The 2230-nt window shown below is 60.0% G+C and carries 1 protein-coding gene; it reads right to left on the bottom strand.

Going from position 1 to position 2230, the window contains the following annotated elements; translation table 11 throughout:
* Positions 1-279: 279 nt before the first annotated feature.
* A complete protein-coding gene (locus D7V88_RS40830) occupies positions 280-2091 on the bottom strand; it encodes a Z1 domain-containing protein (protein WP_147449124.1) in 1812 nt (603 codons plus the stop codon).
* Between the last annotated feature and the right edge of the window lie 139 nt (positions 2092-2230).

Below are 2230 nucleotides of genomic sequence, written 5' to 3' on the forward strand. Positions count from 1 at the left end.
AGTCGGCTTCCAGCGCTCCATGAGCCACCTCCGAGAGGTGGCGACCTGATCACGCGGCGACAGCCCACGTCGATCGCGCTCGTAAGTATTCGACTTTCCTCGGGCGGAAACCTGATCGGCGCTCTAGGAGCGTGGGGGCACGCAGTGGACTGAGCGCCACGAGCAGCTTGGCATGTCCGACTGCTAGCTCGCCGACGACTTGGTACGTCTTTTCGTTCGGGTTCGACTTTGCAGCAGCCGCGAGCGCGAGGAGACGACGCAAGTCCGAGGCAGACCATCTCATTCGACAGGTCCGGCGTCCTGGCTTGTGTCGTTGAACACGTGTGTTGGCAAGTCCTCTCTCTCTGGCAGGACGAATTCAGGGAATATGTACGTGAAGTCGATCTTGACTTCGACAGTCTGACCGATTCGGACCAGCTTCCCCGAATCGTCCTTGAAGATGCAGAGGACGGGACGCCCGGCGGCGCGCAGTTGCTGGAGTTCCGGACCACCGACCATGCCTTCGGTTAACTTTGTACGAGTGGCCGTACGTGCATACAGATAACCTTGATTTTTGAAGAGATCCGAGGCGCTTTGAAGGACGCTTTTGATTGCCTCAGGGTCCCATTGCCCGGTACCTAGATTGTCATACGGGATGTAATCCAGTGCCTCAATGATCGCCGTGAGAGACACGGGGTGGAGTGAGTCCCGCTTTATCGGTCCGAACTTTCCACCTGGGAAGAGCTTCTCGACCCTCTCGAGAGCCTTCTTGTGCTCCGCAGCAGCCGACTTCGACTGGTAGTGAGGCGCGGCTGGGTAGAGGTGCTCGCCTGGCATGTATGCTTCGACGTGTGACGTATCCAGCACACTCGTGCGCGTTGCCCGCAGTTTGCGTGCAACTTGTACCGGCACTCGATCCGGGGAGCCGTTTGCCCCGAGAAGCTCGCGCAGCCGGTGCTCAGCCCTGCAAATCTGGTGGAATCGCAGGGCCTGGAGCTCTGGGATGTAAACGCGGAGGAAAGGTTTGGCTGACTCCCTATAACCGAACATTCGCGCGTGCTGGAGCATCGTGTCCATCTGAGCGATCTTCGCGGAGCGCAGGTAGTACGTGACAAGCAAATTGTCGATCGTCAGGCCGCGGCCCAGGATGTTCCCGCCAACAATGAAGTTCAGCTTTGGCCCGAAGTTCGCTTCATCCTGCTCCGAATTAACGACCTTCACCTCTCGGTTGCGAAGGCGCTGCCGAACGTACTCCTCAATGGCTTCCAGCGATGGAAGTGAGGAGGAAACGGTGCGCGCCAGCTCCTTGAGTCCACGCTGCAAACCAAGGCGGGCGATCGTCCGGTCGCCCTTGAGCGACTCGAAAACCTGATTGAGCAGTTCGCGTACGCGTTTCGCCGCCTCTTCGTGGTCGTCTTTCTTGACGCTCGTGTGACAGAGGTAACTCTGCGGGCCGAGCTTCGACGTTCCGTCGGCAAGCCCCTGGGCGGCTGCGGCGACCAGGAAGTAGTATAGGGAGTTGCGAAGGCCGTCGGGTGTTTCGCCTCCAGCAAGCCTGTCTCCCTCGTCAGCCCCAACATAGGCCAGCGGCGCCGCACCTTCGTCGATGACAGTCTTGGGAAAAAAGAACTCCCCCCCTGTGTACCCTTGCCCCGGCTCAAGCACCTCGGTAAACAGAGGCCGGAGCGGGTTGTCCGTGTTTTGGAGGAGAAGAGCATACGGCGTCGCCGTCACCTGGAGGTATAAGTGGTGGCGAAGCGTCTGCCGAATCGAGAAACCCTCTTCCCCGTCACGCTCGTTGACATTTGTTTTCGAGAAAATCGCGCTCGGGACTGCACTGGCGGCAGGAGCTTTTCCCTTTGCACGCGCACGCGCACGCGCTGCAACGCTCGTGTCGAGCGATGCTTGATCGGCCTCGTCGTCAAGGATCAAGGCCGGATGGTTCGCCGCACCTACCATGCGCAGGAAATCGACGAACGTCGAGAGGTGCGAGGTGTTCTTCGCCGTAATCAGTACGAGGCCAGCCTCGGCGATCGAGGCGCGCACGTGGTCGGCGTCCGAGAGCCACGACCCAATGTCCGTGGACTCTTTCACAACGACGCCTTGGAGCACGCCGAAGCGGTCTGGGCATGATCCGCTTGAGTGGACACCAACGAAGAGGCGGATACGGTGTCCGACATGGTGGAAGTGAAGAAGGAGCGCCGTCCCCGGCGCAGCTACACGGAAGAGTTCAAGGCCGGGGCTGTCCGGC

Source organism: Corallococcus terminator, assembly GCF_003611635.1.
Taxonomy (GTDB): Bacteria; Myxococcota; Myxococcia; order Myxococcales; family Myxococcaceae; genus Corallococcus; species Corallococcus terminator.